8 protein-coding genes are annotated in these 5,806 nt (G+C 70.3%); 4 read left to right on the top strand and 4 right to left on the bottom strand.

Annotation, left to right across the window (positions count from 1 at the left end):
* Both ACFVTF_RS21155 and ACFVTF_RS21150 read right to left on the bottom strand, forming a co-directional pair.
* Nucleotides 1-179, bottom strand: a 179-nt coding sequence (locus ACFVTF_RS21155; RefSeq protein WP_387815608.1) for a DUF397 domain-containing protein, incomplete at its 3' end; no start/stop codon positions are given.
* On the bottom strand, nt 169-1,008 hold the full coding sequence (locus ACFVTF_RS21150) for a helix-turn-helix transcriptional regulator (RefSeq protein WP_387815471.1): 840 nt from the start codon (nt 1,006-1,008) through the stop codon (nt 169-171). The genes ACFVTF_RS21155 and ACFVTF_RS21150, both read right to left, overlap by 11 nt.
* A gap of 116 nt (nt 1,009-1,124) precedes the next feature.
* Here ACFVTF_RS21150 and ACFVTF_RS21145 point away from each other — a divergent pair, with 116 nt between their 5' ends.
* The 4 genes from ACFVTF_RS21145 (at nt 1,125) to ACFVTF_RS21130 (ending at nt 4,123) form a co-directional block, all read left to right on the top strand.
* Nucleotides 1,125-1,325 carry a hypothetical protein gene (locus ACFVTF_RS21145; RefSeq protein ID WP_380429665.1) on the top strand — a complete coding sequence of 67 codons (201 nt, stop codon included), beginning with the start codon at nt 1,125-1,127 and terminating at the stop codon, nt 1,323-1,325.
* The gene (locus ACFVTF_RS21140; protein ID WP_387815469.1) at nt 1,325-1,573 is read left to right on the top strand and encodes a hypothetical protein; all 249 of its coding nucleotides are present in this window, start codon (nt 1,325-1,327) and stop codon (nt 1,571-1,573) included. The genes ACFVTF_RS21145 and ACFVTF_RS21140 overlap by 1 nt, the downstream gene beginning before the upstream one ends.
* A 75-nt stretch (nt 1,574-1,648) precedes the next feature.
* A complete protein-coding gene (locus tag ACFVTF_RS21135) occupies nt 1,649-2,143 on the top strand; it encodes an NUDIX domain-containing protein (protein ID WP_387815467.1) in 495 nt (164 codons plus the stop codon).
* A 156-nt stretch (nt 2,144-2,299) separates the two neighbouring features.
* Entirely contained in the window at nt 2,300-4,123 is a 1,824-nt protein-coding gene (locus ACFVTF_RS21130) for an RICIN domain-containing protein (RefSeq protein WP_387815465.1), read from the top strand.
* 62 nt (nt 4,124-4,185) lie between these two features.
* On the opposite strand, the gene ACFVTF_RS21125 is transcribed toward ACFVTF_RS21130, so the two are convergent.
* Together ACFVTF_RS21125 and ACFVTF_RS21120 are read right to left on the bottom strand one after the other, a co-directional pair.
* A complete protein-coding gene (locus tag ACFVTF_RS21125; RefSeq protein WP_387815463.1) occupies nt 4,186-4,662 on the bottom strand; it encodes a hypothetical protein in 477 nt (158 codons plus the stop codon).
* 282 nt (nt 4,663-4,944) lie between these two features.
* A partial coding sequence (locus tag ACFVTF_RS21120) for an LPXTG cell wall anchor domain-containing protein (RefSeq protein ID WP_387815461.1) occupies nt 4,945-5,806 on the bottom strand: 862 nt, incomplete at its 5' end.

Genomic DNA, 5,806 nt, shown 5'->3' with positions numbered 1-5,806 from the left:
ACGGCGGTGACGAAGGCCTGCCAGGCGGAGGAGGAGAAGAGGAGAGACGGGCCCTCGGGGTCCTTGGAGTCGCGGACGGGCATGAGGCCGGTGAAGCCGTCGGCGACCTCGACGCAGCCGTTCTGCCCGCCGCTGTATGTGCTCTTTCGCCAGCTGGCGTTAGTCAGGTCAGCGTCCATCCTCATAGTCCTTCCGTACTGCGCGGATCAGCTCAAGCGACGGGGCCAGAGGTAGTGCCTCGGCTTGCAGTCGATCGTAGTCCCTGGCTAGCGGAAGGACAGCGTTGATATCACGGTCGAGGTACCCGCGCAGCTCGGTTTCTGTGTATCCGAGCAGTTTGCGATCCGGCATGGTCAGCAACGTCACGTGTGAGCTGAAAGGCCGGTCCTCGCCCAAAGAATACGGGGCTACCTGGAGAAGGATGTTCGGGTTTGCGACCAACTCCTCGAGATACCGAAGTTGTTCGATCATCACGTCCGATCCTCCGACGGGCCGACGCAGGCAACTCTCGTCGAGAACCGCATGAAGGAGAGGCGGAGGGGTGCGGTTCAGGAATTGCTGGCGCGTCATGAGGAAGTTCACTCGTTCCTCGGCCTGCTCGGGGGTGGCGTTGCCGCGCCGGACGTTGCCCGCTTCCCAAGCGCTGGCGTAGGCCGGGGTTTGTAGCAGGCCAGACACGATGTCGATCGAGAACAGCCTGACCTCGGCGGCACGGTTCTCGTAGTTGGCGTACTCGGGGAAGCCCGGTACCAGGGCAGTGTGCTTGAGCTGCCAGTACATCAGCAGCAGGGTCCCGCCGGTCTGCAGGACCTCGTCGGCTTTGGTAGCAAACTTCTCACTCGGCGGTCGCTGCGCAAGTTCGACGAACGAGACGTAGGACGGGTGGACTCCGATCTTGCGCGCGAGCTGTTCCTGCTTGAGTCCCATCGCCCTGCGTGACCTGCGGAGTTGGACCCCGAACGGGGCCCAGGGGGATGACTGCGGGTCAATTTCCTTGATGTTCACCATGGCTGCTCCAACTCTCCAGGCCACCAGGGTCAAGTCGTCTGCCACTTCCGATGCTAGGCGACACAGAGCCATCATGTGCACAGAACGTGAAACTCTGATCGCGGAAGGTTACTCCCATGGGTGATGTCCAAGTGCCCCGGTTGCACGGCTACGGGGTGCGGTGGGACCCGGAGGGCCGGTGTTACCGGGTGCGGAACGAGACGACGGGGGAGTGGCTGCGCAGCGGCACCTCGGGTGGGCTGGCCTCCTTCTCCTCGTTCTCCGCCGCCTTCAGCGCCTGGCGGGGGTTCGAGGTTCGACGGCAGGTGGGGGCGTGATGGGATCCGCCCTCAACCGCGCCACCGCCGATCAGCGACGCCAGGCGGCCGACGTCCTCGACGACCTGACCGCCGTCCTCGCCCTGGCCGAGGTGAAGTTGCCGTCCGTCGAAGTCGACTGGGAGCACGGCCGCAGGACCGGCTGCTACCTCATCGGCCTCGGCTGCGCCCGCCCGTCCGCGCTCCTGCGGGTCGTCGACCTGCTCCGCAAGGGGCTGCGCTACGAGCGCCTGACGCATGACGGCTGAACTCCTCGTCCGCCTCCTGTGGTTGGCGGGCTTCTCCCTCGTACTCCTCGCCGCCCTCAGAAGGTGAACCACCCGATGCGTGACCCCCGTCTCCTCGCCAAGCCGCCGGTGTGCCGGCTCGGCTGCCTCGTCCTCGTCCGCAACCCGCGCGGCGACGTCCTCCTCGTCGACCCCGACTACATGGACGGCCTCCTCCTCCCCGGCGGCGCCGCCCAACCCAACGAGCCCCCCAACCTCGCCGCCGCCCGCCACCTGCACGCGGAGACCGGGCTCAACCTGCGCCTCACGGACGTCCTGGCCGTCGACTTCACCCCCGCCGACCGCTACCTGGAGCGCCTCAACCTGGTCTTCGACGGCGGCACCGTGCGAGAGGACACCCACCTCACCGTCCCGCCCCGGCACCGCAGCGGCCTGTTCGGCGCCCGCTTCGTCCCCGCCCACGAACTCCCGGACGTCATGGCCCCCGCCCAGGCCGCCCGCGCCGCCGAAGCCCTCGCCAACCGCGCCGTCCCCCTCCTCCTCCACGGCCAGCGCGCCACCTGTGACGAGAACCGGCCCCCACCGCGCTAGGCGGCCTGGGAGTTCGGCGCCGACGCCCTGTCCATCGTTTGTCTACTTCCGGCTGTTGAGCTGAGGGCACTGGTTCGTCGACGTACGTCCGCCGGGTGGGCGGCGGTCGGCAACTGGTGGCCATCGCCCGTTCCGGAAGCACGGAGGACCCCGATCATGACGAACCCGAACCTGTCGGCACAACGCGGACGGCTGGGCAGGACCGCACGCTGGACCGTCCCGTTGGCCGTGGCCGGTGTCCTGGCGGCGCAGGCGCTGCCGGCCTCGGCAACGGAGGCGTCCGCCGGCCGGTCCGCCCAGCAGGTGGATCAGTCGGTGCCGGGGGGATTCGCCTCCTGGGAGGAGTTGTTCGCCTTCCAGCGCAGCATGAACGCCACCGTGCGCCACATCGAGCGACTGGCGGGCCTGGAGAAGACGAGCGGATACGCGGGAGCGGTGGCGGCGCCGGAGAAGCGCCGGGTGGAGATCTTCTGGAAGGGGCAAGTTCCTTCCCCGGTAAGCGAGTTCATCGCCAGTAGCCGGATTCCGGTTGACCTCGGTCCGGCGCCCTACAGCCGGACCGAGCTGGAGGAGGCCGCGAAGCCCGTCATGGAGCAGATGGGCCGCTCGGCCGCCGCAGGCCGGGTCACCGAGGTCGCGATCCCCGCGAACGGCACCGGTCTGCAGGTGCAGGTGGCCGGGTCCCTCGCCGGCGGAAAGGGCGTCCGGGCCGCGACCGCTGCCGCGTCGTCGGATCGGCCGCAGGCGCTCGCCGAGGTGAAGGTCCCGGTCGAGGTGGAGGTGGTCCCCGATCCCGCCCAGACGCTGAGCCGCTCCGACGAGCAGGCGTTCGCGGGCGCGTACATGCGCAACTCGCCCGGTTCGTTCGGTGCCGGGACCTGTTCGACCGCATTCACGACCGGCAACGGCAATGCGCTCACTGCGCGCCACTGCTTCCCCGACCCGAACCGGACGACCGTCTACAACAGCGCCGGAGGGGCCTTCGCGGACCTCGCCTCGGGCCCCGTCACCCACCGGAGCACCACGGTGGACGTGGCGACGGTCAAGTCCTCCGACGGCAGCTTCTTCAAGCCGGCGATGTGGCGCGGCGCGACATCGCTGATCGGTGACGGGCGCGGACAGTGGACCACCCCGGTGACCCACGCCGAAAGCCCGGTGCAGGGCAACATCGTCTCCACCTCCGGGGCCATGTCGGGCGAACGGGGGAGCATCCAGGTCAAGAGCAAGGTGCAGCAGTACGAGGCGAAGGACAGTTACGGCAACAGTCGGCAGTACGGGCCCGCGTGGAACGCCAAGCAGTTGAACGGCGGGGTGGCCGCCGGCTCGGGGGACAGCGGCGGGCCGGTGTTCAGCTTCAACAGCGAGGGCGTCACGGCCGTCGGGATCATCTCGGCCGGCGATCAGAAGGTCACCTGTCCCGAGGGCGGCGGCCGCTTCTGCGGCAGCGTCGTGAAGTTCGTCGACATCGGGGACGCCTCCGCCCTGCTTGAGGAAGGCATCCTGATCCAGAAGCCCAACGGGCTGGCCGCGTTGGTCTGGCCGGCGGTCGCCCTCTCCGGCGAGGTGCTGCCGTACAACGGCGGCCACGAGGAGCTCATGGCGATGAACGGCGGCTTCGAAGCCGACCTCGACGGCGGACGCACCGAGCCGGGCACCAAGGTCCAGGCCGCCCGCGGGGAGGCGGAGAACCCCAACAACGAATGGGTCTTCTGGGACAAGGGCAACGGGTGGTGGCAGATCGAGACCGCCCTGGGCGGGGGCATGGTCATCGACCACAACCCGAACACCAACCGAACCCACCTCATCCACGCCCAGGAGGGCAACCCCAACCAGCTGTGGGCGTTCCAGGATGCGGGCGACGGATGGAGCCTGCTGGTGAACGCGGCCGGCGGCTGCCTCACCGCCGACCGTGAGGGCGAAGGCCTCGGCGTCTGGGCCTGTGACCGCAACAACAGCGGCCAGAAGTGGCGGGTCGGCTAGACCGCCGGGCGGCAGCTACCGCGCCGGGGTCCGGACCCGCACCGGGCCCCGGCGGCGGGCGCTCAGCTGACGCCCCGCAGGACACACAGGGTCCCCTGCGGTGCGTGGAACGCCTGCCGCACCTCCCACGCCCCGCTCTGCCCCGCCTTGACGCTCACCGCCGTGTCGCCGAGGGCGAGCACCGTGGCCTTGGACGAGGTGAAGTAGACGACGATCCGGTAGTCCGCGTCCCGGCCGCCGGGGTTCACCGCGGTGCCGGCCGCGCGCCAGCCGTCCTTGGTCGCCTCGCAGGTGCCGATGGCGACCTGCTTGCGCTTCTCCTGGTCGTTGGCGACGGACGACGGCGGCGGCAGCGTCGGCTGCTCCAGCACGGCGATCTCACCGCTGCTCGCAGCGTCCCCGGAGGGCGCAGCCGTGGCGGCCTGCACGTCCTGGCTGCCGCCGTTGTGGGGCTGGCGGCAGCCGGACAGGGCGGCGAGGGCGAGCAGGGCGATGCCGACGGCGGCACCCGCTCGGGCCTTGTGCTTCGTTTCGCGCATCTCTTGACTTCCTTCGGCTGTGGGCGGCGCCAGGAACGATCACACCGGTGTCACCGCGGAGGGGCCCGGCCCGTCTTACCGTGCCGACGCGGGCGGCGCGGGCTCGGCGGGCCTGGCGGTGGCGGAGGTTCATCCGTTCGGCTGAGGACCGTCCCGTCGTCCGCCCCTCACCCACGAGCCGGACGGACGACGGACGGACGACAGGCGGACGACGGACGGGCACAGAACGGCGGCGGTCCCCGGAGCCCACGCCCCGGGGACCGCCGCCGTCAGCCGTCGTTGCTAGCAGCGACGACGGTTGCGGCGCGTCACCAACGCCAGCCCACCGCCGAGGAGCAGGAGGCTCCCCGCCAGCCCGGCCAGGTGGGTGCTCGCGCCGGTGCTCGGCAGGTGGCCGTGCGGCGGGTTCGCGGTCACCGTCGCGCTGGACGGCGGTGAGGTGACGGGCGGACCGGTGGGCGGGGTGCCCGTCGCCGTCGCCGTGTTGGTGATCTTCCCGCTGTTCAGGTCGGCCTGCGTCACGGTGTAGGTGGCGGTGCAGGTCACCGACGCGCCGGGCGCGAGCGAGGCCGCGCCGGCCGGGCAGGTCACCACGGGTGCCGTGCCGCTACCGGAGAACGCCGTCTCGTTCACCGCCACATCGGTCAGCGTGACGCTCCCGGTGTTGGTCACCAGGAAGGAGTAGTCGACGGTCTGGCCTGCGGCCGTGACCGTGCTCGGCGAGGCCGACTTCACCACGGTGAGCGCGGGGGCCGGGGCGTTCGGGACGCTGGTCGAGGACGGCGGGGACATCGCGGGCGGGCCGGTGGGCGGGGTGCCCGTGGCCGTCGCGGTGTTGGCGACCTTGCCACCGTCCAGGTCGGCCTGCGTGACGGTGTAGGTGGCGGTGCAGGTCACGGACACACCCGGTGCGAGCGAGGCCGCGCCGGCCGGACACGCCACCACGGGCGCCGTCCCGCTACCGGAGAACGCCGTCTCGTTCACCGTCACGTTCGTGAGGGTGACGTTGCCGGTGTTCGTCACCAGGAAGGAGTAGTGCAACACCTGGCCGACTGCGGTCAGTTCCGTCGCATCCACCGACTTCACGATGGTGAGCGCGGGGTTGGAGGTCGCGGTGACGGTCGCGTTGGACGGCGGTGAGGTC

Origin of the sequence: Kitasatospora sp. NPDC057940, from assembly GCF_042887425.1 — a bacterium.
GTDB lineage: Bacteria > Actinomycetota > Actinomycetes > Streptomycetales > Streptomycetaceae > Kitasatospora.
The sequence above is the reverse complement of the archived record's forward strand: the minus strand, read 5'-3'. Positions and strand labels throughout refer to the sequence as shown.

Bases quoted from the DNA above. Each gene is read 5' to 3' on its own strand.
- ACFVTF_RS21150 (WP_387815471.1), bottom strand. From the start codon at position 1,008: ATGGTGAACATCAAGGAAATTGACCCGCAGTCATCCCCCTGGGCCCCG.
- ACFVTF_RS21130 (WP_387815465.1), top strand. From the start codon at position 2,300: ATGACGAACCCGAACCTGTCGGCACAACGCGGACGGCTGGGCAGGACC.
- ACFVTF_RS21125 (WP_387815463.1), bottom strand. From the start codon at position 4,662: ATGCGCGAAACGAAGCACAAGGCCCGAGCGGGTGCCGCCGTCGGCATC.
- ACFVTF_RS21135 (WP_387815467.1), top strand. From the start codon at position 1,649: ATGCGTGACCCCCGTCTCCTCGCCAAGCCGCCGGTGTGCCGGCTCGGC.
- ACFVTF_RS21140 (WP_387815469.1), top strand. From the start codon at position 1,325: ATGGGATCCGCCCTCAACCGCGCCACCGCCGATCAGCGACGCCAGGCG.
- ACFVTF_RS21145 (WP_380429665.1), top strand. From the start codon at position 1,125: ATGGGTGATGTCCAAGTGCCCCGGTTGCACGGCTACGGGGTGCGGTGG.